25 protein-coding genes are annotated in these 22,667 nt (G+C 61.6%); 15 read left to right on the top strand and 10 right to left on the bottom strand.

All coding sequences use genetic code 11. From position 1 onward, the window contains the following. The first annotated feature begins 9 nt into the window (after nt 1–9). The 5 genes from motD (at nt 10) to VNV36_RS16980 (ending at nt 3,774) form a co-directional block, all read left to right on the top strand. Nucleotides 10–900 (top strand): flagellar motor protein MotD, encoded by an 891-nt coding sequence (motD, locus tag VNV36_RS17000; RefSeq protein WP_253500432.1) that lies wholly within the window; start codon nt 10–12, stop codon nt 898–900. Nucleotides 901–943: 43 nt separating this feature from the next. Continuing rightward, nucleotides 944–1,732, top strand: coding sequence for a ParA family protein (locus tag VNV36_RS16995; protein ID WP_325718765.1), 789 nt, complete (start codon nt 944–946; stop codon nt 1,730–1,732). 118 nt (nt 1,733–1,850) lie between these two features. Beyond that, nucleotides 1,851–2,804: a CheW domain-containing protein gene (locus tag VNV36_RS16990; RefSeq protein ID WP_325718764.1), complete on the top strand. Its 954-nt coding sequence runs from the start codon at nt 1,851–1,853 to the stop codon at nt 2,802–2,804. A gap of 90 nt (nt 2,805–2,894) precedes the next feature. Next, nucleotides 2,895–3,380, top strand: a complete 486-nt coding sequence (locus VNV36_RS16985) for a chemotaxis protein CheW (RefSeq protein WP_325718763.1) — start codon at nt 2,895–2,897, stop codon at nt 3,378–3,380. A 1-nt stretch (nt 3,381) separates the two neighbouring features. Continuing rightward, nucleotides 3,382–3,774 (top strand): DUF2802 domain-containing protein, encoded by a 393-nt coding sequence (locus tag VNV36_RS16980; RefSeq protein WP_007919978.1) that lies wholly within the window; start codon nt 3,382–3,384, stop codon nt 3,772–3,774. A 98-nt stretch (nt 3,775–3,872) separates the two neighbouring features. Here VNV36_RS16980 and VNV36_RS16975 read toward each other — a convergent pair whose 3' ends face one another. Both VNV36_RS16975 and fliK read right to left on the bottom strand, forming a co-directional pair. Further along, on the bottom strand, nt 3,873–4,202 hold the full coding sequence (locus VNV36_RS16975) for an EscU/YscU/HrcU family type III secretion system export apparatus switch protein (RefSeq protein ID WP_325718762.1): 330 nt from the start codon (nt 4,200–4,202) through the stop codon (nt 3,873–3,875). Beyond that, complete coding sequence (gene fliK / locus VNV36_RS16970) at nt 4,199–5,773, bottom strand: flagellar hook-length control protein FliK (protein WP_325718761.1); 1,575 nt, start codon at nt 5,771–5,773, stop codon at nt 4,199–4,201. The genes VNV36_RS16975 and fliK overlap by 4 nt, the downstream gene beginning before the upstream one ends. A gap of 197 nt (nt 5,774–5,970) precedes the next feature. Here fliK and ccmA point away from each other — a divergent pair, with 197 nt between their 5' ends. The 10 genes from ccmA (at nt 5,971) to VNV36_RS16920 (ending at nt 13,348) form a co-directional block, all read left to right on the top strand. Further along, the gene (gene ccmA, locus VNV36_RS16965) at nt 5,971–6,606 is read left to right on the top strand and encodes a cytochrome c biogenesis heme-transporting ATPase CcmA (RefSeq protein WP_325718760.1); all 636 of its coding nucleotides are present in this window, start codon (nt 5,971–5,973) and stop codon (nt 6,604–6,606) included. Then, entirely contained in the window at nt 6,603–7,271 is a 669-nt protein-coding gene (gene ccmB, locus VNV36_RS16960; RefSeq protein WP_039763615.1) for a heme exporter protein CcmB, read from the top strand. Before ccmA ends, ccmB begins: the two co-directional genes overlap by 4 nt. Before the next feature lie 78 nt (nt 7,272–7,349). After that, nucleotides 7,350–8,105, top strand: coding sequence for a heme ABC transporter permease (locus VNV36_RS16955; protein WP_325718759.1), 756 nt, complete (start codon nt 7,350–7,352; stop codon nt 8,103–8,105). Beyond that, entirely contained in the window at nt 8,102–8,278 is a 177-nt protein-coding gene (ccmD, locus tag VNV36_RS16950; protein WP_325718758.1) for a heme exporter protein CcmD, read from the top strand. Before VNV36_RS16955 ends, ccmD begins: the two co-directional genes overlap by 4 nt. Then, complete coding sequence (gene ccmE / locus VNV36_RS16945; RefSeq protein WP_325718757.1) at nt 8,275–8,730, top strand: cytochrome c maturation protein CcmE; 456 nt, start codon at nt 8,275–8,277, stop codon at nt 8,728–8,730. Before ccmD ends, ccmE begins: the two co-directional genes overlap by 4 nt. A 3-nt stretch (nt 8,731–8,733) precedes the next feature. Further along, nucleotides 8,734–10,722, top strand: coding sequence for a heme lyase CcmF/NrfE family subunit (locus tag VNV36_RS16940; protein ID WP_325718756.1), 1,989 nt, complete (start codon nt 8,734–8,736; stop codon nt 10,720–10,722). After that, entirely contained in the window at nt 10,719–11,255 is a 537-nt protein-coding gene (locus VNV36_RS16935) for a DsbE family thiol:disulfide interchange protein (RefSeq protein WP_325718755.1), read from the top strand. The genes VNV36_RS16940 and VNV36_RS16935 overlap by 4 nt, the downstream gene beginning before the upstream one ends. After that, on the top strand, nt 11,252–11,722 hold the full coding sequence (locus VNV36_RS16930) for a cytochrome c-type biogenesis protein (RefSeq protein WP_325718754.1): 471 nt from the start codon (nt 11,252–11,254) through the stop codon (nt 11,720–11,722). The genes VNV36_RS16935 and VNV36_RS16930 overlap by 4 nt, the downstream gene beginning before the upstream one ends. After that, the gene (gene ccmI / locus VNV36_RS16925; protein ID WP_325718753.1) at nt 11,719–12,918 is read left to right on the top strand and encodes a c-type cytochrome biogenesis protein CcmI; all 1,200 of its coding nucleotides are present in this window, start codon (nt 11,719–11,721) and stop codon (nt 12,916–12,918) included. Before VNV36_RS16930 ends, ccmI begins: the two co-directional genes overlap by 4 nt. Nucleotides 12,919–12,943: 25 nt before the next feature. Continuing rightward, nucleotides 12,944–13,348: a hypothetical protein gene (locus VNV36_RS16920; RefSeq protein WP_007919958.1), complete on the top strand. Its 405-nt coding sequence runs from the start codon at nt 12,944–12,946 to the stop codon at nt 13,346–13,348. Nucleotides 13,349–13,517: 169 nt separating this feature from the next. Here the strand turns inward: VNV36_RS16920 and VNV36_RS16915 are convergent, their stop codons facing one another. From VNV36_RS16915 to hyi, 8 genes are all read right to left on the bottom strand, one after another. Beyond that, nucleotides 13,518–14,717, bottom strand: coding sequence for an MFS transporter (locus VNV36_RS16915; RefSeq protein WP_325718752.1), 1,200 nt, complete (start codon nt 14,715–14,717; stop codon nt 13,518–13,520). A 168-nt stretch (nt 14,718–14,885) separates the two neighbouring features. Continuing rightward, on the bottom strand, nt 14,886–15,884 hold the full coding sequence (locus VNV36_RS16910) for a sulfate ABC transporter substrate-binding protein (protein WP_325718751.1): 999 nt from the start codon (nt 15,882–15,884) through the stop codon (nt 14,886–14,888). A 182-nt stretch (nt 15,885–16,066) separates the two neighbouring features. Continuing rightward, nucleotides 16,067–16,891 (bottom strand): ion transporter, encoded by an 825-nt coding sequence (locus VNV36_RS16905; protein WP_325718750.1) that lies wholly within the window; start codon nt 16,889–16,891, stop codon nt 16,067–16,069. A 21-nt stretch (nt 16,892–16,912) separates the two neighbouring features. Next, nucleotides 16,913–17,827 carry an urea transporter gene (locus VNV36_RS16900; RefSeq protein ID WP_325718749.1) on the bottom strand — a complete coding sequence of 305 codons (915 nt, stop codon included), beginning with the start codon at nt 17,825–17,827 and terminating at the stop codon, nt 16,913–16,915. 145 nt (nt 17,828–17,972) lie between these two features. Continuing rightward, nucleotides 17,973–19,388, bottom strand: coding sequence for a pyruvate kinase (gene pyk / locus VNV36_RS16895; protein WP_325718748.1), 1,416 nt, complete (start codon nt 19,386–19,388; stop codon nt 17,973–17,975). Beyond that, nucleotides 19,385–20,659: a glycerate kinase type-2 family protein gene (locus VNV36_RS16890; protein ID WP_325718747.1), complete on the bottom strand. Its 1,275-nt coding sequence runs from the start codon at nt 20,657–20,659 to the stop codon at nt 19,385–19,387. Before VNV36_RS16890 ends, pyk begins: the two co-directional genes overlap by 4 nt. 178 nt (nt 20,660–20,837) lie before the next feature. Beyond that, nucleotides 20,838–21,728, bottom strand: a complete 891-nt coding sequence (locus tag VNV36_RS16885; RefSeq protein ID WP_325718746.1) for a 2-hydroxy-3-oxopropionate reductase — start codon at nt 21,726–21,728, stop codon at nt 20,838–20,840. Nucleotides 21,729–21,863: 135 nt separating this feature from the next. Then, nucleotides 21,864–22,646, bottom strand: coding sequence for a hydroxypyruvate isomerase (gene hyi / locus VNV36_RS16880; protein ID WP_325718745.1), 783 nt, complete (start codon nt 22,644–22,646; stop codon nt 21,864–21,866). Between the last annotated feature and the right edge of the window lie 21 nt (nt 22,647–22,667).

The raw sequence follows: 22,667 nt of genomic DNA, 5'->3' as shown, positions 1-22,667 counted from the left end.
AAATGGACCATGGCTCGTCGCAGGCATCAGGAAGAACACGTTAACCACGAGCGCTGGCTCGTGTCCTACGCGGACTTCATCACCTTGCTGTTCGCGTTCTTCGTGGTGATGTACTCGATCTCGTCGATCAACGAAGGCAAGTACAAAGTCATTTCCGAAGCGCTGATCGGCGTGTTTACCGACTCCGATCGCTCGCTCAAACCGATTCCGATCGGCGACGAGCGGCCGAAAACCGTGACCCCGGCCAAGCCGCTGGTCAAGGACGCCGAGCAGGTCGACGCCGGGATCGCCGGCGCCAGCGATCCGCTGAAAAGCATCGCCGATGACATCAGCGCCGCGTTCGGTGACTTGATCAGTTCCAATCAGATGACCGTGCGCGGCAACGAGTTGTGGGTTGAGATCGAGCTCAATTCCAGCCTGTTGTTCGGCAGCGGCGACGCGATGCCGAGCGACATCGCCTTCAGCATCATCGACAAGGTCGCGGCGATCCTGAAACCGTTCGACAATCCGATCCACGTCGAAGGCTTCACCGACGATCAACCGATCCGCACCGCGCAGTACCCGACCAACTGGGAACTGTCCTCGGCGCGTTCGGCAAGCATCGTGCGCATGCTGGCGATGCAGGGCGTGAACCCCGGTCGGCTGGCGTCGGTGGGCTATGGCGAATTCCAGCCGGTGGCCAACAATGCCACGGTCGAAGGCCGGGCGAAGAACCGCCGCGTGGTGCTGGTGGTGTCGCGCAATCTCGATGTGCGCCGCAGCCTCACCGGCACCGGAACCGCCAATGCGCAACCGGACGCGGCGTTGAAGCGCGCTGGCACACAAACTGCACCAACCCCGGTCAAGACACCGGGACGCGAGAGTGCCGTCAATTCTCCGTCGCCCGCATTAACACGCTGAAGCATGTCTCGGCCAATCAACCCGGCCGGGAGGAACGAACTGAATGAGAGTCTGGGCAGTCGCCAATCAAAAGGGTGGTGTCGGTAAAACCACATCCTCCATCGCTTTAGCCGGATTGCTGGCCGAGGCGGGCAAGCGCGTGGTTATTGTCGATCTCGATCCGCACGGCTCGATGACCAGCTATTTTGGTTACGACCCCGACAGCCTGGAACACAGCAACTACGACCTGTTTCTGCACAAGGGCAGCGTGCCGCAAGGCTTGCCGGGACAACTGCTGCTGTCGACCAGCGACGAGCGCATTTCCCTGCTGCCGTCGAGCACCGCACTGGCTACCCTGGAGCGTCAATCACCGGGGCAGAGTGGTTTGGGTCTGGTGATCGCCAAGAGTCTGGCGCAGCTGTGGCAGGATTTCGATTACGCGATCATCGACAGCCCGCCATTGCTTGGCGTGCTGATGGTCAACGCCCTTGCGGCGAGCCAGCAACTGGTGATCCCGGTGCAGACCGAGCACTTGGCCGTCAAAGGTCTGGAGCGCATGGTCAACACCCTGGCGATGATCAATCGTTCGCGCAAACAGCCACTGCCGTTCAGCATCGTGCCAACTCTGTTCGACCGCCGCACACAGGCCTCGATGGGTACCTTGCGTGTGCTGCGCGATAAATTCCCCGACGATATCTGGCACGGCTACATCCCGGTCGATACCCGTCTGCGCGATGCCAGCCGAGCTGGCGTCACGCCTTCGCAATTCGACGGCAAGAGCCGTGGCGTACTGGCCTACCGCGCGCTGCTCAAGCACCTGCTCGCGCAGCAACTTGTTCCGCAGGTGGCCTGAACATGATCTCCATCCGTGTAGGAGCTGCCGAAGGCTGCGATCTTTTGATCTTGCCTGCCAGTGTTCCTCAGAAGATCAAAAGATCGCAGCCTTCGGCAGCTCCTACAGGGGGTTGCGCATGAACCGGCCGGTCAAGCTGACTTCACGTCCGCAACAGGCCTTGCAGTCCTATCTGGAAGATCTGCTGCTGGACCTGCCCGAAGACGTGCCGCCGCCGGTCGAAGCGCAGCCGCCAGTGTTGGAAAAGGCGCAGCCTGAAATGCTGGAAAGCGCCCAGGCCATGGATGAATTCCAGGCTGCGGTGCTCGAAGAGCAGGCCCGCGACGCACAGAAAACCGTCAGCCCGGTGCCCGCGCCTGCCATCGCGCCTGTGGCCAAAGCACCGGTTGCGCTGATCGACGAACCGCGCGCGCCGCTGTCGACTCTGGCGCCGCTGCTGCAAACACAATTATTGACAGTGCCGGAACCCGAGCCCGAGCCAGAGCCCGCGCCGGAAGTTTCAGAACCGCAGGTTCTGATCCCGCCGCTGGTCGAAGTGCACCTGCCGCCGAACAACCCGCCGCCACCGGTGGAAACCGATGGCCGTCCGGCCTGGGCCGCCGAAGCGTTCGAATGCCTGCTGTTCGATGTCGCCGGGCTGACCCTGGCGGTGCCGTTGGTGTGCCTCGGTTCGATCTATTCGCTGGCCGGACACGAGCTGACGCCGCTGTTCGGTCAGCCGGAGTGGTTCCTCGGGATCCTGCCGAGCCAGGCCGGCAACCTGAAGGTTCTGGACACCGCACGCTGGGTCATGCCGGATCGTTATCGCGATGACTTCCGTCAGGGCCTGCAATACGTGATTTCGGTACAAGGTTACGAGTGGGGGCTGGCGGTGCATCAGGTCAGCCGCTCGTTGCGCCTGGACCCGAATGAAATCAAATGGAGAAGTCACCGGGGTCAGCGGCCATGGCTCGCCGGCACCGTGATTGAGCACATGTGTGCATTGCTTGACGTATCCGCGCTGGCCGAATTGATCGCCAGCGGCGGGGCAAAGCACTTGGGCGGCAACAAGCCGCTACATAAACCGACATAGCAGCCGACATAACAATCAGGCGATGGCATTTTTCAGTGCCACCAAACAGAACACACACCGCCCAGGGCGGTTTTTTCGAGGGGTCAGGGTATGAGTGGTCAGGCGTCGAATGCAAAAGGTTCTGAAGATCCGATCCTGCAATGGGTGACCTTCAAACTGGATAACGAAACCTACGGCATCAACGTGATGCGCGTGCAGGAAGTGCTGCGCTATACCGAAATCGCTCCAGTGCCGGGGGCACCGAGCTACGTGCTGGGGATCATCAACCTGCGCGGTAATGTTGTGACCGTGATCGACACCCGTCAGCGCTTCGGCCTGATGAGCGGTGAAATCAGCGACAACACCCGTATCGTCATCATCGAAGCCGACAAGCAAGTCGTCGGCATCATGGTCGACAGCGTGGCTGAAGTGGTTTACCTGCGTCAGTCGGAAATCGAAACCGCGCCGAACGTCGGTAACGAGGAATCGGCCAAGTTCATCCAGGGCGTGTGCAACAAGAACAACGAGCTGCTGATTCTGGTCGAGCTGGACAAGATGATGAGCGAAGAAGAATGGTCGGAACTGGAGAGCATCTGATTTGATTCTCGAGGTTGCGGTTATTGTTCTGTTCCTGTTCTGGGCGGGCACGCTGGCGATGTTCGTCTCGTACATCAAGGCGCAGCGGGTGATCGCTGCGCAACAGGCCCAGGGCGATGCGCTGCGCGATCAGCGCATCAAGGAACTGGCCAAGCGTGTCGACGATTACCAGAACGGCAACGTGCGCATGGGCGACGCCCTGCACGAGTTGCGCGCGGTGGTGAGTCCGTTGCCGGACAAGATCGTCGCCCTGGAACAACGCGACCCGTCGAGCCTGTCATTCGCCCAGGCGGCGAAACTGGTGGGCATGGGCGCGAGCGTCGATGAACTGACCCAGTCGTGCGGGTTGACCCAGGCTGAGGCGGAGTTGATGCGCAAGTTGCACAAGAACTAGAAGCAAGATCAAAAGATCGCAGCCTTCGGCAGCTCCTACATGGGATTCGCATTTCCCTGTAGGAGCTGCCGAAGGCTGCGATCTTTTGCTTTTAAGGCTTAATAATCATCGCCGCGCAGGGTCACATCTTTCTCGACCATCGGCGCGTTCGGGTCTTGTCCCTCGGGGAATTTGCCTTTCAGATTCCATGCAAACGCGATGATCTCGGCGATCGTGCGATAGAGCTCTTCAGGAATGCTGTCGCCCAGTTCCATTCGCGCCAACAGCCGCACCAGTTCGGCGTTCTCGTAGATCGGCACTTCGTAATCGCGGGCGATGCGCAGGATTTCTTCGGCCAGTTCCTCGTCACCCTTGGCGGTGAGGGTCGGGGCGTGGTTGCCGTCATATTTGAGGGCGATGGCCTGGCGTGGGGCAGTGGAATCGTTCATGCGGTTTCGTCGACCCAGCGGTGTTCGAGGCGAGTTTGGTTGCCCTGCGGCGGGGTGCCGTGGTGGCAGTCGATGTCGCCAACGTTCAGCCCGCGATCCAGCAGACGTTGACGTAGAGCGAATAGATTGTTCTCGATCAGGTCGGCGGTGTACGGCCGTTCGGCCCACAGCTGGCCGGACAGGCTGCCGGCGATCAACTGCGCCTGAATCTGCATCGGCCCGAGGGGTTCCAGATCGAAGGCCAGATCGACGCGCCACAGATGCTGTTTCGGCTCGCGCTCGTCACGGCGTTCGTGCGGTTGCGGTTCGCGTTCCGGCGCTTCTTCGCGCTGGACCTTGACCTGCAGCGGCACGATGTCCTGCAGGTTGCGCATGGGAATTTCCAGCTGCCAGGTGCTGAGCAGGCGGCCATCGTCGGTGACGCCGGTCTGTTCCAGGCTCGACAGTTGATGACTTTGCAGACGCGACACCGCAGCGGCGGCGAGGCGCAGCAGTTGTTCAAGATCGCCTTCGCCTTCCAGTTTCGCCAGCAGCCGTTCGGGCAACGGGAAGCTGCTCGGCACCGGTTTCGCGCTGACCTGGCCGAGGGTGCCCAGGGCGTTACGGACGAAACTCGGCAGCGCCTGCGCCAGGGTGTTGGCGGCGATGATCGCGTTGAAACTGGTGTTGCTCGGCAGGCCCGGGGTCAGTTGCGCGATCAGCTTGAGCAGGTCGGCCTTCATGTCAGGGGCGAGGGTCGGGTTTTGTCCGCCAAGCAATTTGGCTTCGAGGAACGCGCCGCTGTTGGCCAAGGCCAGCGCCACGCCTTTGGCGGTGCTCATTTGCTGCACGTCGGGCAGGCTGGCAAGCAACTTGCCGACCACCGCGCGCAGATCGGCCGAGGTCTGATCCGTGGCCGGCGGCAGGTTCTGCAGCAATTTCAGCAGACCATCGAGCGAGCCCTGGCGACTTTGCTGGCCGAGCAATTGCTGACTGACGGCCAGTTGCTCCTGGCGGCTGCTCAGCGGCACGAATTTGAGGGTTTGCGCATCCTGCACCTGCGCCGACAACAAGGTGCCGATGCGCAGCGGTTGCGGACTGTCGACGGTCAGGGTGCTGCCGCTCAAAGCGGTGTTGAGCAGGGTCACCATCGAACGGAACACCGCTGCTTGCCCCGGCGTTTGGGGCAATGCCTGCGAGGTCACGACTTTGCCCTGCAACAGGGTCCCGGTGGGCAATTGTGCGGTATCGATACGGGTAAGGGTGGCGACACTGCTGGCGATTGCTTGCTGCACGGTGATCGCCAGATTGCCGGCCGACGGCTGCGTGATCGCCAGACTGGTGCCCTGTGGCAGCGGCAGATTGCTGCTGGCCTGCACGGTGGTCTGGCGACCGCTGTCGAGGGTTACCTTCAGCAGCAACTCAAAGGTCTGATCGGCCTGCTTGAGCGACAACACCTCGGCCTTGGCGCTTTGCCCGGCGCCAATCAGCCCCTCGACCGGCGTCAGCAGCTTGAGCAGTTCACCCATCTGCGGGCGAGCGCTCGCCGGCACGGTGGGTGGCAGCGGGAGGATGTTCATTTCGCCTGTCATACGCGGACACAACCTGAGGAAATTGCGCTCTTGAGAGTAAGGCACGGCATGTATAATGCCGCGCGTCGTGCGCTTCGTTCAAAAAACATAGCAATTGTTTGATCCAGCTCGCCAGAACGGGCGATCAAAGCATCTATGCTGCATCTCTTTAACGGCCGCGCCAGAGCCGACTTGAACCGTATAAGGCCCGTGATCCCTTGACCAGTCCTGTCCTGCAAACCGTTGCCCTGGCGTGTGAACGCGATCTGCGGCTGCTCTTCGAAAACTTCGAATTGCGTCTGGCCAGTGGCGACATGGTGCAGATCAGCGGCCCCAACGGCAGCGGCAAGACCAGTTTGTTACGGTTGCTCGCCGGGCTGATGCAACCCACCGATGGCCAGGTGCTGCTCAATGGCCAGCCACTGGCCGGACAACGCAGTGAACTTGCACGCAATCTGCTGTGGATCGGCCACGCCGCCGGGATCAAGGACTTGCTGACCCCGGAAGAAAATCTGTCGTGGCTCTGCGCCCTGCATCAGCCCGCCGAGCGCGACGCCATCTGGCAGGCACTGGCAGCCGCAGGATTGCGCGGCTTCGAGGATGTTCCCTGCCACAGTCTCTCCGCCGGTCAGCAACGTCGCGTGGCGCTGGCGCGGTTGTATCTCGACTGCCCGCCACTGTGGATTCTCGATGAGCCGTTTACCGCGCTCGACAAGCAAGGTGTCGCGCAACTGGAAGAACATCTGGCCGGGCATTGCGAACGCGGTGGGCTGGTGGTGCTGACCACGCACCATACGCTGAGCCGGGTGCCGGCCGGTTATCGCGACATCGATCTGGGGAAATGGGCAGTATGAGTGTGTTCGGTCTACTGCTCGCCCGCGAATCCCGTCTGCTGTTCCGCCGCCCGGCAGAGCTGGCCAATCCGCTGATTTTCTTCGCCATCGTCATCGCGCTGTTCCCGCTGGCCGTCGGCCCGGAAACTCAAGTCTTGCAAAACCTGTCCCCGGGGTTAGTCTGGGTGGCGGCATTGCTGTCGGTCCTGCTTTCTCTGGACGGACTGTTTCGCAGTGATTTTGAAGACGGTTCGCTGGAACAGTGGGTCCTTTCGTCGCACCCGCTGCCGCTTCTGGTCCTGGCGAAGGTGCTGGCACACTGGCTTTTCTCCGGTCTGGCACTGGTGCTGCTATCGCCTCTGCTGGCGTTGATGCTCGGTCTGCCGGCGGCGTGCCTGCCGGTACTGCTGCTGTCGTTGCTGCTGGGCACGCCGGTGCTGAGCTTGCTCGGCGCAGTCGGCGCGGCACTGACGGTCGGCCTGAAACGCGGCGGCCTGTTGCTGGCACTGCTGATTCTGCCGTTGTACATCCCGGTGTTGATTCTCGGCAGCGGCGCGTTGCAAGCGGCGTTGCAGGGCATGCCGGCGACTGGATACCTGTTATGGATGGCCAGCCTTACCGCACTGGCAATCACCCTGACACCCTTTGCAATAGCGGCTGGCCTGAAGATCAGCGTCGGCGAATAATGAGGTCTGATCAAAATCTGATCAGCAAAGACCCTTTGCCAGCTCACGACGATGAGCGGCAACCGTGATGGAAACAGTATGAACTGGACCTGGTTTCACAAGCTCGGCTCACCCAAGTGGTTCTATGGCATCAGTGGCAGGTTCCTGCCGTGGTTGAGCCTCGCCGCGTTGCTGCTGATCGGCGTTGGTGTGGTCTGGGGCCTGGCGTTCGCGCCGCCGGATTACCAGCAAGGCAACAGCTTTCGCATCATCTATATCCACGTACCCGCGGCGATGCTCGCCCAGTCGATCTACGTGATGCTCGCGGTGTGCGGCGTGGTCGGGCTGGTATGGAAGATGAAACTGGCCGACGTCGCTCTGCAATGTGCTGCGCCCATCGGTGCGTGGATGACCGCCGTGGCGCTGGTCACCGGAGCGATCTGGGGCAAGCCGACCTGGGGCTCGTGGTGGGTCTGGGATGCGCGCCTGACCTCGATGCTGATTCTGCTGTTTCTGTATTTCGGCGTGATCGCGCTGGGCAATGCCATCAGCAACCGCGACAGCGCCGCCAAGGCCTGCGCGGTGCTGGCGATCGTCGGCGTGATCAACATTCCGATCATCAAGTACTCGGTGGAGTGGTGGAACACCCTGCACCAGGGCGCGACGTTCACCCTCACGGAGAAACCGGCGATGCCCGCCGAAATGTGGCTGCCGCTGCTGCTGACCGTGCTGGGTTTCTACTGCTTCTTCGGCGCTGTGCTGTTGCTGCGCATGCGCCTTGAAGTGCTCAAGCGCGAGGCCCGCGCCAGTTGGGTGAAGACCGAAGTGCAGCAGAGTCTGGAGGCGGCGCGATGAGTTTTGCTTCCTTTGGCGACTTTCTCGCCATGGGCCATCACGGCCTGTATGTCTGGTCGGCCTACGGCATCTGTCTGGCGGTGCTGGCCCTCAACGTCGTGGCGCCGATTGTGGCGCGCAAGCGTTATCTGCAACAAGAGGCGCGTCGTCTGCGCCGGGAGAACGGCAAGTGAATGCGCTGCGCAAAAAACGTCTGATCATCATTCTGGCCATTCTGGTCGGGGTCGGCGCTGCTGTCGGCCTGGCCCTGAGCGCGTTGCAGGAGAACATCAATCTGTTTTACACGCCGACGCAGATTGCCAATGGCGAAGCGCCGCAGGACACGCGCATCCGCGCCGGCGGCATGGTCGAGGCCGGTTCGCTGCAACGATCAAAGGATTCGCTGGACGTCAGATTCGTCGTCACCGACTTCAACAGATCCGTGACCATCGCCTATCGCGGCATCCTCCCGGATCTGTTCCGCGAAGGGCAGGGCATCGTCGCCCTCGGCAAGCTCAACGCTGACGGCGTGGTCGTGGCCGATGAAGTGCTGGCCAAGCACGACGAAAAGTACATGCCGCCGGAGGTAACCAAAGCATTGAAAGACAGCGGTCAATCCGCACCGACGCCTGTGAAGGAGGGTTGATCGATGGCTGCCGCACTGTTTATTCCTGAGCTGGGCCATTTGGCGATGATCCTCGCCCTGTGTTTCGCCTTGGTGCAAGCCGTGGTGCCGATGCTCGGCGCATGGCGCGGCGACCGCTTGTGGATGAGCCTGGCGCAACCGGCGGCGTGGGGCCAGTTCGCCTTTCTGCTGTTTGCCTTCGGCTGCCTGACCTATGCGTTCATGACCGACGATTTCTCCGTCGGCTACGTGGCGATGAACTCCAACAGCGCGTTGCCCTGGTACTACAAGTTCAGCGCGGTGTGGGGCGCACACGAAGGTTCGCTGCTGTTATGGGCGTTGATCCTCGGCGGCTGGACTTTTGCCGTGTCGGTGTTCTCCCGGCAGTTGCCGCAAGTCATGCTTGCCCGCGTCCTGGCGGTGATGGGCATGATCAGCACCGGTTTCCTGCTGTTCCTGATTCTGACGTCGAACCCGTTCTCGCGGATCCTGCCGCAGATTCCCGCCGATGGCCGTGACCTCAATCCGTTGCTGCAGGACATCGGCCTGATCGTGCATCCGCCGATGCTCTACATGGGGTATGTGGGGTTCTCCGTGGCCTTCGCCTTCGCCATCGCCGCTTTGCTTGGCGGGCGTCTCGATGCGGCATGGGCACGCTGGTCGCGTCCGTGGACCATCGTCGCCTGGGCCTTCCTCGGCATCGGCATCACCCTTGGTTCGTGGTGGGCGTACTACGAACTCGGCTGGGGCGGCTGGTGGTTCTGGGATCCGGTAGAAAACGCCTCGTTCATGCCATGGCTGGTCGGCACTGCGCTGATTCACTCACTGGCCGTCACCGAAAAGCGCGGCGTGTTCAAGAGCTGGACGGTATTGCTGGCGATCGCTGCATTCTCCCTGAGCCTGCTCGGCACCTTCCTCGTGCGCTCCGGCGTGCTGACATCGGTGCACGCGTTCGCTTCCGATCCTGAGCGCGGCGTATTCATTCTGATCTTTTTGCTGTTCGTGGTGGGTGGTTCGCTGACGTTGTTCGCCCTGCGTGCGCCAGTGGTGAAAAGCCAGGTCGGCTTCAACCTCTGGTCGCGTGAGACCCTGCTGCTGGGCAACAACCTGGTGCTGGTCGTCGCGGCTTCGATGATCCTGCTTGGCACTTTGTATCCGCTGATCCTCGATGCGCTCAGCGGCGCCAAACTGTCGGTCGGCCCGCCATACTTCAATGCGCTGTTCATCCCGTTGATGGCACTGCTGATGCTGGTGATGGCGGTCGGTGTGATCGTGCGCTGGAAGGACACCCCGGTGAAATGGCTGGCGAGCATGCTCACTCCGGTGCTGCTCGGCAGCGTCGCATTGGCGGTGGTGGCTGGCGTCGCTTACGGCGACTTCAACTGGGCGGTGATCGCGACTTTCCTGCTGGCGGCATGGGTGTTGCTCGCCGGCGTGCGCGACCTGTTCGACAAGACCCGCCACAAAGGTCTGATCAAGGGTTTGCCGACGCTGACCCGCAGCTATTGGGGCATGCAGATCGCCCACCTCGGTATCGCCGTGTGCGCGCTGGGCGTGGTGTTGTCGAGCCAGAACAGTGCCGAACGCGATCTGCGTCTGGCGCCGGGCGAGTCGATGGATCTGGCCGGTTATCAGTTCGTCTTCGAAGGCGCCGAACACTTCGAGGGGCCGAACTTCACCTCGGACAAGGGCACCATCCGCGTCATTCGTGACGGTAAGGAAATCAGCGTGCTGCACCCGGAAAAACGTCTGTACACGGTGCAGAACTCGGTGATGACCGAGGCCGGGATCGACGCCGGTTTCACCCGCGACCTGTACGTTGCCCTCGGCGAGCCGCTGGACAACGGCGCCTGGGCGGTGCGCGTGCACGTCAAACCGTTTGTGCGCTGGATCTGGTTCGGCGGGCTGCTCACCGGGTTGGGTGGATTGCTGGCAGCGCTGGATCGGCGTTATCGGGTCAAGGTGAAAAGCAAAGTGCGCGAAGCACTGGGCATGACGGGAGCGGCGGCATGAGACGTTGGTTGATGTTGCTGCCGCTGGCGATTTTCCTGCTGGTGGCAGTGTTTCTTTATCGCGGTCTGTATCTGGATCCGGCGGAACTGCCGTCGGCGATGATCAACAAACCGTTCCCGGAATTTTCCCTGCCGAGCGTGCAGGGCGACAAGACGCTGACCCGCGCCGACATCCTCGGCAAACCGGCGCTGGTCAATGTCTGGGGCACCTGGTGCATTTCCTGCCGGGTCGAGCACCCGGTGCTGAACAAACTCGCCGAGCGCGGCGTGGTGATCTACGGCATCAACTACAAGGACACCAACGCCGATGCCTTGAAATGGCTGGCCGAGTTTCACAATCCGTACGCGCTGGACATCCGAGACGACGAAGGTTCGCTGGGCCTGAACCTCGGTGTCTACGGCGCGCCGGAAACCTTCTTCATCGACGCCAAGGGCATCATCCGCGACAAATTCGTCGGGGTGATCGACGAGCAGGTCTGGCGCGAAAAACTGGCCGCCCGGTATCAGGCGCTCGTTGATGAGGCCAAGCCATGAAGCGCTTCCTCGTTGCAGTGGTGTTGGGCTTGAGCCTGGCCGGTGTCGCGCATGCGGCCATCGACACCTACGAATTTGCCAAAGAGGTCGACCGCGAGCGCTTCCGTGAACTGACCAAGGAACTGCGCTGCCCCAAGTGTCAGAACCAGGACATCGCCGACTCCAACGCGCCGATCGCCGCCGACCTGCGCAAAGAGATTTTCCGCATGCTCGGCGAGGGCAAGGACAATCAGCAGATCATCGATTTCATGGTCGATCGCTACGGTGATTTCGTCCGCTACAAACCGGCACTGAATGCCAAGACCGCGCTGCTCTGGTTCGGTCCGGCGGGTTTGCTGCTCGGTGGTTTTGTGGTAATTGCGCTGATCGTGCGCCGCCGTCGCGGGCAACGTGCCGAAACGCCGCCATCGCTGTCTGCCGAAGAACGTCAGCGCCTCGACCAACTGTTGGATAAAAACCAAGAATGATTGATTTCTGGCTTGCCGCAGGGCTGTTGCTTCTGGTCGCCCTGAGTTTTCTGCTGATCCCGGTGCTGCGTGAACGCCGCGCTCAGCGGGAGGAAGATCGTACCGCGCTGAACGTCGCGCTGTATCAGGAACGAGTCGCCGAGCTGCAAGCGCAGCAGGCCGAAGGCGTGCTCGACGCCGCGCAACTGGACAGCGGCCGCGCGGAAGCCGCGCGTGAACTGCTCGCCGATACCGAAGGCGTCGTCGCGCCGCGTGTTTCGCGTCTGGGCAAGCCATTGCCGCTGCTGGCTGCGGTGTTGGTGCCGGTGTTGGGCCTGGGTCTTTATCTGCATTTCGGTGCCGCCGACAAGGTCGAACTGACCCGCGAGTTCGCTCAGGCACCCCAGTCGATGGAGCAGATGACCCAGCGTCTGGAACGTGCGGTTGCCGCGCAACCGGATTCCGCCGAGGGCCTGTATTTCCTCGGCCGTACCTACATGGCTCAGGAGCGCCCGGCGGACGCGGCGAAGATGTTCGAGCGCGCCGCCAATCTCGCCGGGCGCCAACCGGAGTTGCTCGGCCAGTGGGCGCAGGCGCAGTATTTTGCCAACGGTAAAAAATGGTCGGAGAAGATTCAGGCCTTGACTGACGAAGCGTTGAAAGCCGATCCGAAAGAAGTCACCAGCCTCGGCCTGCTCGGCATCGCCGCCTTCGAGGGCGAGCGCTATCAGGAGGCCATCGACTACTGGAATCGCCTGCTCGCGCAACTGCCAACGGACGACAAATCCCGTGCCGCCCTCGAAGGCGGCATCCAGCGCGCCGCCGAACGCTTGCAAGCCAGTGGTGGCAAGGTTGCCCAAGCGCCAGCGCCGAAAACTGCATTGCTGAAGGTCAGCGTCGATCTGGCCGGCGAACTCAAGGGCAAAGTGCAACCAGGCGACAGCGTGTTCATCTTCGCCCGCGCCACTTCCGGCCCTCCGGCGCCGCTGGCCGCCAAGCGCCTGACGGTGGCCGATCTACCGGTGACCGTCGAACTGGGCGATGCCGACGCAATGATGCCGCAGTTGAAACTGTCCAACTTCCCTGAAGTCCAACTGGTTGCGCGCATCTCACGGGCCGGTCAACCGACCGCCGGTGAGTGGGTCGGCCGCAGCGGCCCTCTGGCCAGCAGCACCACCGCGCCACAAAAACTGACCATCGACAGCCCGGACAACTAACCGGATCCAACAGGAAAGCCCCGCCATGCACACGATTGCCCGCATCACAGTCCTCACACTGGCCCTGGGCTTGAGTGCATGTGCGGTACAGCGACCTGAACCGACCACCAACCTGCCGCCGATCCCGCCTTCGCAACCGAGCCCGACGCCATCGACGTCGCCGACCCCCGGCAAAAGCATCCCGGCCAAACCCGCCAAACCTGTGCCGCGCACCTCGGCCAGCTTCGCCCCGCCACCGGGCGGCAACAGTCACTGGGACCAGAAACTCGGCGTCTACGTCCTCGACGACCAGACCAACACCTTCTACCGCCAGCGCACCTATTACCGCTGGAACAACGGCTGGAGCCGCTCGGTCAGCCCCAACGGCCCGTGGGAAGACACCAACATCCACGGTGTACCGCCGGGGTTGGGGAAGAAGTTCGGGCAGTAAGAGAAACGGCGATCCTCGGATCGCCGTTTTTTTCGTCTGCGGGGGAATTGGAGTACGCCGCAAAAACCTGTGGGAGCGAGCCTGCTCGCGAAAGCACTGTGTCCGTAAGCGCAAATATGATCTGCACTGACGTCTTCGCGAGCAGGCTCGCTCCCACTATGACATCGTCTCAGGACGCGACTTTTCGTTGCGCCAGCGAAGCGCTTTGCGATGCGCTCAAAAACCGCAACAACGCCAGCAATGGAAATACGCTGCCGACAATCACGATCCACAACCAGCCGCCATGTTCGTACACCGCACTGGCCACCGAGGAGCCGAAGGCGCCGCCGATGAAGATGCTGGTCATGTACAACGCGTTCAAGCGGCCGCGGCTTTTCGAGTCCAGCGAGTACACCGCGCGTTGGCCGAGCACCATGTTCATCTGCACGCAGAAGTCGAGCACTACGCCGGTCACGGCCAGGCCGATAACGCTGTAGGCCGGGTGGATGAAGGCGGGCAGGAAGCTCAGGCTGGCGAACAGCATGGCCAGCAGCGAAGCGATGCGTGTGTGGCCGGCATCGGCGAGACGGCCACTGATGGGCGCAGCGATGGCACCGATGGCGCCGACCAGGGCGAAGATCGCGATTTCGCTTTGCGACAGGCCATGGTTGCGCGCCAGTTCCAACGGTACCGCGGTCCAGAACAGGCTGAACGTGGCAAACATGCAACCCTGATAAAACGCCCGCTGACGCAGCACCGGTTGCTGGCGCAGCAGCGTCCACAGCGAACCTATGAGTCGGCCATACGTGGCGCTGTGATCCGGCTGCCGCTTGGGCACGGTCAGCGCCAGCAACACGCTGATAGCCGCCATCAACCCGGCGGCGATCATGAACATGGCGCGCCAGCCGAGGTGGTCGGCGACCACGCTCGACACCGGTCGCGCCAACAGAATGCCCAGCAGCAGGCCGCCCATGATCCCGCCGACCACGCGGCCACGGGACTCTTCCGGCGCCAGATGCGCGGCCAGCGGAATCAGGATCTGCACCGACACCGAGCTGAAGCCGACAAGCAAGGAGATCAGCAGAAACACGTTCGGCTGCTCGGTAAACGCAGCGCCGAGCAGACTGGCGATCGCCACGACCGTGGTGATGATCATCAGCCGCCGGTTTTCCAGCAGATCGCCCAGCGGCACCAGAAAGAACAGGCCCAGCGCATAACCGATCTGCGTCAGCGAAACGATGAAACTGGCCATGGTGTCGGAGAGGCCGATGTCCGGTGCGATCAGACCGATGATCGGTTGTGCGTAGTAGATGTTGGCAACGATGGCGCCGCAGCAGAACGCGAACAGCAGGACCATGCCTCGGGTCATTGCGTGAGGAGTGGTGGTCATAGGATTACTCGAGTCGGGCACAGGAAAGCGGTGAGGCTAATGGACAACGTGGACTGGCAGAAGACGTTTTCGGATGATAACTGTTATTACGTTGTGTAATGACCTGTATTCCCGCGCAACAAAAAAGGCGACCTCGGTGGGTCGCCTTTCTGTTTTTCAGATCAGGCCTTACTGCCCGCTATAAATCTGATCGAACACGCCACCATCGTTGAAGTGGGTTTTCTGCACCGTACGCCAGTCACCAAAGGTCTTCTCCACCGAGAGGAAATCCACCTTCGGGAAACGATCGGTGTACTTGGCCAGCACCGCCGGATCACGCGGGCGCAGGTAGTTGGCCGCAGCAATTTCCTGGCCTTCAGGTGACCACAGGTATTTCAGATATTCATCAGCCGCCGCTCGCGAACCCTTCTTGTCGACGACTTTGTCGACCACGGACACCGGTGGCTCGGCTTCGGCGGAGACGCTTGGGTAGATCACTTCGAACTGATCGCGACCGAACTCGCGGGCGATCATCTCCGCTTCGTTTTCAAAGGTCACCAGCACGTCGCCGATCTGATTGGTCATGAACGTAGTGGTGGCGGCGCGGCCACCGGTATCCAGCACCGGTGCCTGCTTGAACAGCTTGCCGACGAAGTCTTTGGCCTTGTTCTCGTCACCGCCGTTTTTCAGCACATACCCCCAGGCCGACAGGTAGGTGTAGCGGCCGTTGCCCGAGGTTTTCGGGTTGGGCACGATCACCTGCACGCCATCCTTGAGCAGATCCGGCCAGTCTTTCAAGGCTTTCGGGTTGCCCTTGCGGACGATGAATACGGTGGCCGAGGTGAACGGTGCGCTGTTGTTCGGCAGGCGCGTGACCCAGTTGTCCGGGACCAGTTTGCCGTTGTCGGCGAGGGCGTTGATATCGGTGGCCATGTTCATGGTGATGACGTCGGCCGGCAGGCCATCGATCACCGAGCGCGCCTGCTTGCTCGAGCCGCCGAAGGACATCTGCACGGTGATGTTTTCCTTGTGCTCGGCTTGCCAGTGTTTCTGGAACGCAGTGTTGTAGTCCTTGTAGAAATCGCGCATCACGTCGTAGGAAACGTTGAGCAGCGTCGGTGCTGCCTGAGCGATGTTGGCCAGGGCCAGGCCGGCGGCGAGAAGTGAGGCGCCAAAGAGTTTGTTCACTGCGCATTCCTTGTTGGTTGCGGATGTGTAGGAGCTGCCGAAGGCTGCGATTTTTTGATCTTGCTTGCAGAAGATCAAGATCAAAAGATCGCAGCCTTCGGCAGCTCCTACAGGGTGATGTTTAATTGCCAGCGACTATAACGGGAGGGAATGAGTCGCTTAAAGATTAAAAAGCTCTGTGCTTATTCCTCTTTCTTGAATAGCTGACTGCCGCAGCGCGAACAGAACGCCGCGCTCTGCTCGTGGGTCTTTTTCTGGCAGGTCGGGCAGTCATGTTGCAGCTGCTCGCCGCGCATGGCGTTGGCCAGTTCTGCAGTGAAGATGCCAGTGGGCACAGCGATGATCGAATAACCGGTGATCATCACCAGCGAGGAAATCACTTGGCCCAGTGGTGTCTTCGGCACGATGTCGCCAAAGCCAACAGTGGTCAGGGTGACGATTGCCCAATAAATGCCTTTGGGAATGCTGGTGAAGCCATGTTCCGGGCCTTCGATCACGTACATCAGCGTGCCGAACACCGTCACCAAGGTGCAGACGCTGACCAGAAACACGACGATTTTCTGCTTGCTGCCACGCAGCGCCGACATCAAGTAATTGGCTTGCTTGAGGTACGGGCTGAGCTTGAGTACGCGAAAAATTCGCAGCATCCGGATGATGCGGATAATCAGCAGATACTGCGCGTCGCTGTAATACAGCGCGAGGATGCCGGGCACGATTGCCAGCAAATCCACCAGCCCGTAGAAGCTGAAAGCGTAGCGCAGCGGTTTGGGCGAACAGTACAGACGCAGGATGTACTCGCCGAGAAAAATCGCCGTGAAACCCCACTCGATGTAGGCCAGTACGTCGGCGTAATTGCGATGGATGCTGTCGATACTGTCGAGCATCACAATCACCAGACTGGCGAGGATGATCAACAGCAGGATGCCGTCGAAGCGACGCCCGGCCGGGGTGTCGCTCTGGAAAATCATGACGTAAAGCCGTTCGCGCCAATTGTTGCTGCTGTCCATGGAAAACGCCTGAATCGAAGATCAGCGCAGCCTAGGTTGATTGTCCCCGTGAGCGCAAGGCTCATGCGCAAGCGAACCTTTACCGAGCATTTGTGTACCGGCACTGATCAGCCAGCAGGCGAGAATGAACGGCGCGGTCAGCGTCGCCAGTCCAAGGGCAGCAAACAGCGGTGTCACCAGCAGCGCCAGGACAATCCCGAGCAGCGGCAGCCACGGATGCTGGCGTTGCGCGCTGAAGGCGAGGGCGGCGAGCACGGCGTTGTAACTGCCGAGGCCGAGCAGGGCGGCGGACGTTTCGTGATGCAGCAGACTGGCGCCGAGGCCGATCACCGACGCCAGCAGCGCCCAGCAGAAAGCCCGGCGATCAGCGATCAGCAAGCCGCTGGCAATCAATGCCCCCGCCAAAGGGTGGTCAAGAAACATCACCTGTCCCAAGCCCTTGAACTCGGCAGCCAGTGCATTCGCCGCGTTCAGATCGAGCGAAGCCATCGGCGCGGACGGCTCGGCGAACACCAGCAGCACCCAACTGATGGCCACGAACGGCGAGGTGTACGCCGGTATCGAGCGGCTGCGGTATACATGTTTGAGCCATTGCTGGGTGAGCATCGCGCTCAGCCCGCCAGCCGCCAGAATCAGCGGCGGCAGCAGCGGCGACCAGGGGAAATACAGGCTCAGCAGCAGGCCGAGCAGCACGCCGTTGTAGCTGAACAGCCCGGCCTGGCGGTCGGCCTTGGCGTAGTTGCGCCGTTGCGCGGTGAGCAAACCGGCGACGCCACCGAGCAACGCCCCGGCGAAAAGCACTGGCGCCGTCAGCAGAATCGCCAACAGACACAGCAGGCCGCACAGCGGATGGCGCTGGAAGAAAATCTGACTGAAACCGTTGAGCAAAGCCTCGGCCCAGTCGGGGCAGTGGGTGTTGAAATGATTGGCAGGCATGACAGTTCTGAAAGTCAGGGAAAACCGAGGCGCCTGCTTCGCGAGCAGGCTCGCTCCCACATGGATCTGCGTCCAGTCTCGGTTCTGTGATCGACACAGAACCAATGTGGGAGCGAGCCTGCTCGCGAAGAGGCCGGTACAAGCGCTAAATCAACGTCTCAATGCGCAGCGAATTGGTCGACCCCGGCTGCCCGAACGGCACACCGGCGGTGATCAGCAACGTGTCGCCTCGCTCGGCCATGCCTTGCGCCTGGGCAATCTCCAGCGCGGTCGAGCAGACCTCGTCGACCTGACGCAGGCGATCGTTGACCACCGAATGAATGCCCCAGGCCACGCTCAGGCGTCGCGCGGTCTGCAGGTTCGGCGTCAGGTTGAGGATCGGCGCTTTCGGCCGCTCCCGCGATGCGCGCAACGTCGAGGCGCCGGACTCGCTGTAATTGACCAGCACGGCCACCGGCAGCACGTTGCTGATGCGCCGGATGGCACAGCTGATTGCATCGGATACGGTGGCTTCCGCCTTCGGCCGGCTGACGTCGAGCTGGGTCTGATAATCCGGTCCGTTTTCCACCTGGCGGATGATCTTGCTCATCATCTGCACGGCTTCCAGCGGGTACTCGCCGGACGCGGTTTCCGCCGACAGCATCACCGCATCGGCACCTTCGGCCACGGCGTTAGCGACGTCAGTCACCTCGGCGCGGGTCGGTGCCGGGGAGAAGCGCATCGACTCGAGCATCTGCGTGGCCACCACCACCGGTCGACCCAGTGCGCGGCAGGTGGTGATGATGTTTTTCTGAATCTGCGGCACGCTTTCCGCCGGTACTTCCACGCCCAGGTCACCGCGGGCGACCATGATCGCATCGCTTAATTCAGCGATTTCACGCAGTTGCTCGACCGCTGACGGCTTCTCGATTTTCGCCATCAGAAACGCCTTGTCGCCGATCAATGCGCGGGCCTCGACGATGTCCTGCGGACGCTGCACGAACGACAGCGCGACCCAGTCCACGCCCAGCTCCAGACCGAAGCTCAGATCGCGGCGATCCTTGGCGGTGAGCGGGCTGAGATCGAGCAACGCTTGCGGCACGTTGACGCCTTTGCGATCCGACAGTTCGCCACCGTTGAGCACGGTGGTGTCGATCGCGTCGGCGTACTTGGTGACCACGCGCAGGCGCAGCTTGCCGTCGTCGAGCAGCAGGTCCATGCCCGCTTCCAGCGCGGCAATGATCTGCGGATGCGGCAGGTTTACCCGACGTTCATCGCCCGGCGTCGCATCGAGATCGAGACGGAACGCCTGACCGCGATGCAGTTGCACTTTGCCGTCAGCGAACTTGCCGACGCGCAGTTTCGGCCCTTGCAGATCCATCAGAATGCCCAACGGATAGTTGAGCTGGCGCTCGACTTCGCGGATCCACTGATAGCGCTTGGCATGGTCGGCGTGATCGCCGTGGCTGAAGTTCAGGCGGAAGATGTTGACCCCGGCCTCGACCAGCTCGCGGATGTCGTCGATGCCATCGACCGCAGGCCCGAGGGTGGCGAGGATTTTGACCTTTTTGTCAGGCGTCATGATTTGCAGTTCTCAAGGATCAGAATGGCGCGGAAGTCGTTGACGTTGGTGCGGGTCGGCTCGGTGACGATCAGCGCATCGAGCGCCTGGAAGTAGCCGTAGCCGTTGTTGTTATCCAGCTCGTCGCTGGCGCTCAAACCGAGGGCAGCGGCGCGGGCGTAGCTGTCCGGGGTCATGATCGCGCCGGCGTTGTCTTCCGAGCCGTCGATGCCATCGGTATCACCGGCCAGGGCGTAGACGCCGGGCTGGCCCTTGAGGCTGTCGGTCAGGCTGAGGAGGAATTCGGCGTTGCGCCCGCCACGGCCATTGCCGCGCACGGTCACCGTGGTTTCGCCGCCGGAGAGAATCACGCACGGCGCCGCCAATGGCTGGCCGTGGTGGATGATCTGCCGGGCGATGCCGGCGTGGACCTTCGCCACCTCGCGGGATTCACCTTCGAGGTCGCCGAGAATCAATGTGCTGAAACCGGCCTGACGGCATTTCACCGCCGCCGCATCCAGCGATTGCTGCGGGCGGGCGATCAATTGGAAATGGCTGCGCCCCAGGCTCGGGTCGCCGGGTTTCACCGTTTCCGATTCCGGGCTCTGCAGCCAATTGCGCACCGAGGCCGGAATGTCGATGCCGTAACGCTTGATGATCGCCAGTGCTTCGGCCGAGGTGCTGGGGTCGGCCACGGTGGGGCCGGAGGCGATGACCGTGGCGAGGTCGCCGGGTACATCGGAAATCGCGTAGGTATACACCGTCGCCGGCCAGCAGGCCTTGCCCAGTCGCCCGCCCTTGATCGCCGAGAGGTGCTTGCGCACGGAGTTCATCTCACCGATGGTCGCGCCGGATTTGAGCAGGGCTTTGTTGATCGACTGTTTGTCGGCAAGGGTGATGCCTTCGGCCGGCAGGGCGAGCAGGGCAGAGCCACCGCCGGAGAGCAGGAAGATCACCCGGTCGTCTTCGCTGAGGTTGCTGACCAGTTCCAGCACGCGTTTGGCCACGGCCAGACCGGCGGCGTCCGGCACCGGGTGCGCGGCTTCGACCACCTCGATTTTTTCGCACGGGGCGCCGTGACCGTAGCGGGTCACCACCAGGCCTGAGACTTCACCTTCCCAGCAACGCTCGACCACTTGCGCCATGGCGGCAGCGGCCTTGCCGGCACCGATGACGATGACGCGACCGGTACGGTCGGCCGGCAAATGGGCTTCGAGGACCTGGTTCGGATGGGCCGCGTCGATGGCTGTGGCAAACAGCTCGCGCAGCAGTTGTTGCGGATCGACCGACATGGCGGGCTCCCGGAATTCTTGTTATTCGAAGGAAGCAGCCTGGGCAAGCTCTGAATGGAACATCCCTTCAACTGGATGAACCGGGTCCTGTAGGAGCTGCCGCAGGCTGCGATCTTTTAGCGGGTCATGCGGTGAGCTGTCTGGCTAAAGATCAAAAGATCGCAGCCTTCGGCAGCGCCTACTTGTCGCGGATCGAGAAATTGGCCATGTGTTCCAGGCCCTTGATCAGCGCCGAGTGATCCCAGTTGCTGCCACCGATGGCCGCGCAGGTGCTGAACACTTGCTGGGCGTTGGCGGTGTTCGGCAGGTTGATGTTCAGCTCTTTGGCGCCTTGCAGGGCCAGGTTCAGGTCCTTCTGGTGCAGGCTGATGCGGAAGCCCGGGTCGAAGGTGCCCTTGATCATGCGCTCGCCGTGCACTTCAAGAATCTTCGAAGAGGCAAAACCGCCCATCAGTGCTTCACGCACTTTGGCCGGATCAGCACCATTTTTCGCAGCGAAGAGCAGGGCTTCGGCTACCGCCTGAATGTTCAACGCGACGATGATCTGGTTGGCGACTTTCGCGGTTTGCCCGTCACCATTGCCACCGACCAGGGTGATGTTTTTACCCATCGCCTGAAACAGCGGTAGGGCGCGTTCGAAGGCATCGGCGTCGCCACCGACCATGATGCTCAGGGTCGCGGCCTTGGCGCCGACTTCGCCACCGGACACTGGCGCGTCGAGGTACTGCGCGCCTTTCTCGTTGATCTTCGCCGCGAAAGTCTTGGTGGCGGTTGGCGAAATCGAGCTCATGTCGATGACCACTTTGCCTTTGCCGATACCGGCCGCCACGCCGTCGGCACGGAACAGCACGTCTTCGACCTGCGGGGTGTCGGGAACCATGACGATGATGAATTCGGCTTCCTGCGCCACTTCGCGCGTGTTGGCCAGGGCAACGGCGCCAGCAGCGACCAGATCCGCCGGGGCAGCGTCGTGATGTTGCGACAGGAACAGGCTGTGACCGGCTTTCTGCAGGTTCGCCGCCATTGGGTGGCCCATGATGCCGGTGCCGATGAATCCGATTTTAGCCATGAGAAAATCCTCTTGTTTTTATAAACAGCCGTAGGAGCTGCCGCAGGCTGCGATCTTTTGATTTTGCTTTTGCTTTTGAAGGTCAAGATCAAAAGATCGCAGCCTTCGGCAGCTCCTACAGGGGTCACGTGTTGGTCAGATTGCGTTGTGGGTTTTCAACCAGCCGAGGCCGGCTTCAGTGGTGGTCAACGGCTTGTATTCACAGCCGACCCAACCCTGATAACCGATGCGGTCGAGGTGTTCGAACAGGAAGCGGTAGTTGATCTCACCGGTGCCCGGCTCGTTGCGTCCCGGGTTGTCCGCGAGCTGCACATGGTTGATCTCGGCCAGGTGCGATTGCAGCGTGCGGGCCAGGTCGCCTTCCATGATTTGCATGTGATAGATGTCGTATTGCAGGAACAGATTGGCGCTGCCGACCTGCTCGCGAATCGACAGGGCCTGGGCGGTGTTGTTCAGGTAGAAACCGGGAATGTCGCGGGTGTTGATCGCTTCCATCACCAGTTTTATACCCGCCGCTTGCAGCTTGTCGGCGGCGTATTTGAGGTTGGCGACGAAGGTCTTTTCGATGGTGGCATCGTCGACGCCCTGCGGACGGATACCGGCCAGGCAGTTGACCTGGGTGTTGCCCAGCACCTGGGCGTAGGCAATCGCCAGATCGACCCCGGCACGGAACTCTTCGACCCGGTCCGGCATGCAGGCGATACCGCGCTCGCCTTTGGCCCAGTCACCGGCCGGCAGGTTGAAGAGCACTTGGGTCAGACCGTTGGCTGCCAGTTTTGCCTTGATTTCGGCGGAACTGAAGTCGTACGGGAACAAGTATTCCACGCCACTGAAACCGGCCTTGGCGGCGGCGTCGAAACGGGCAAGGAAATCCTGTTCGGTAAACAGCATGGACAGGTTGGCTGCAAAACGCGGCATGATGGTCTCCCGTAAATCTTG

It is taken from the genome of Pseudomonas sp. (assembly GCF_035554175.1).
Taxonomy (GTDB): domain Bacteria; phylum Pseudomonadota; class Gammaproteobacteria; order Pseudomonadales; family Pseudomonadaceae; genus Aquipseudomonas.
This window is presented reverse-complemented; position numbering and strand designations above follow the sequence as displayed.

Bases quoted from the DNA above. Each gene is read 5' to 3' on its own strand.
- VNV36_RS16890 (WP_325718747.1), bottom strand. From the start codon at position 20,659: ATGTCGGTCGATCCGCAACAACTGCTGCGCGAGCTGTTTGCCACAGCC.
- VNV36_RS16905 (WP_325718750.1), bottom strand. From the start codon at position 16,891: ATGGACAGCAGCAACAATTGGCGCGAACGGCTTTACGTCATGATTTTC.
- VNV36_RS16930 (WP_325718754.1), top strand. From the start codon at position 11,252: ATGAAGCGCTTCCTCGTTGCAGTGGTGTTGGGCTTGAGCCTGGCCGGT.
- VNV36_RS16935 (WP_325718755.1), top strand. From the start codon at position 10,719: ATGAGACGTTGGTTGATGTTGCTGCCGCTGGCGATTTTCCTGCTGGTG.
- ccmI (WP_325718753.1), top strand. From the start codon at position 11,719: ATGATTGATTTCTGGCTTGCCGCAGGGCTGTTGCTTCTGGTCGCCCTG.
- ccmD (WP_325718758.1), top strand. From the start codon at position 8,102: ATGAGTTTTGCTTCCTTTGGCGACTTTCTCGCCATGGGCCATCACGGC.
- motD (WP_253500432.1), top strand. From the start codon at position 10: ATGGCTCGTCGCAGGCATCAGGAAGAACACGTTAACCACGAGCGCTGG.
- VNV36_RS16885 (WP_325718746.1), bottom strand. From the start codon at position 21,728: ATGGCTAAAATCGGATTCATCGGCACCGGCATCATGGGCCACCCAATG.
- VNV36_RS16990 (WP_325718764.1), top strand. From the start codon at position 1,851: ATGAACCGGCCGGTCAAGCTGACTTCACGTCCGCAACAGGCCTTGCAG.
- VNV36_RS16915 (WP_325718752.1), bottom strand. From the start codon at position 14,717: ATGACCACCACTCCTCACGCAATGACCCGAGGCATGGTCCTGCTGTTC.
- VNV36_RS16975 (WP_325718762.1), bottom strand. From the start codon at position 4,202: ATGAACGATTCCACTGCCCCACGCCAGGCCATCGCCCTCAAATATGAC.
- pyk (WP_325718748.1), bottom strand. From the start codon at position 19,388: ATGACGCCTGACAAAAAGGTCAAAATCCTCGCCACCCTCGGGCCTGCG.
- fliK (WP_325718761.1), bottom strand. From the start codon at position 5,773: ATGACAGGCGAAATGAACATCCTCCCGCTGCCACCCACCGTGCCGGCG.
- VNV36_RS16985 (WP_325718763.1), top strand. From the start codon at position 2,895: ATGAGTGGTCAGGCGTCGAATGCAAAAGGTTCTGAAGATCCGATCCTG.
- VNV36_RS16900 (WP_325718749.1), bottom strand. From the start codon at position 17,827: ATGCCTGCCAATCATTTCAACACCCACTGCCCCGACTGGGCCGAGGCT.
- VNV36_RS16940 (WP_325718756.1), top strand. From the start codon at position 8,734: ATGGCTGCCGCACTGTTTATTCCTGAGCTGGGCCATTTGGCGATGATC.
- VNV36_RS16995 (WP_325718765.1), top strand. From the start codon at position 944: ATGAGAGTCTGGGCAGTCGCCAATCAAAAGGGTGGTGTCGGTAAAACC.
- ccmB (WP_039763615.1), top strand. From the start codon at position 6,603: ATGAGTGTGTTCGGTCTACTGCTCGCCCGCGAATCCCGTCTGCTGTTC.
- VNV36_RS16920 (WP_007919958.1), top strand. From the start codon at position 12,944: ATGCACACGATTGCCCGCATCACAGTCCTCACACTGGCCCTGGGCTTG.
- VNV36_RS16955 (WP_325718759.1), top strand. From the start codon at position 7,350: ATGAACTGGACCTGGTTTCACAAGCTCGGCTCACCCAAGTGGTTCTAT.
- hyi (WP_325718745.1), bottom strand. From the start codon at position 22,646: ATGCCGCGTTTTGCAGCCAACCTGTCCATGCTGTTTACCGAACAGGAT.